Origin of the sequence: Microbacterium salitolerans, from assembly GCF_019720895.1 — a bacterium.
Classification (GTDB): domain Bacteria; phylum Actinomycetota; class Actinomycetes; order Actinomycetales; family Microbacteriaceae; genus Microbacterium.
The window spans coordinates 1-281 of record NZ_JAHKSH010000021.1; the positions used below are offsets into that span (position 1 = coordinate 1).

Annotated in this window: 1 protein-coding gene; it reads right to left on the reverse strand. The window is 69.8% G+C overall.

Annotated elements, in window-relative coordinates; genetic code table 11:
- Positions 1 to 221 (reverse strand): glycosyltransferase 87 family protein (locus KOL93_RS16020; protein ID WP_308291665.1); only part of this gene is annotated, 221 nt, incomplete at its 3' end.
- Between the last annotated feature and the right edge of the window lie 60 nt (positions 222 to 281).

Sequence of the window (281 nt, forward strand, 5' to 3'; positions counted from 1 at the left end):
AGGAGCACGAAGGTGCCCGCCGCCGCGGCGATGAACCTGACCGGGCGCCGGAAAAGCAGTGCGGGTGCGGCGATGACCGGGATGAGTTTGGTCGCCACCGCTGCCCCGAACGCCGCTCCCGAACGGAGCGGCCTCCCGCCGGCCAGCAGCATGCCGGCGGCCAGAATGAGAGCCCCGCCGAGTACATCGACATGGGCGTTGTTCACCGCTTCAAGAAGCACTAACGGGCTCCACCCCCACACCGCGGCCAGTTCGAGGGGCAGTCCGCGTCTGGCCAGCAC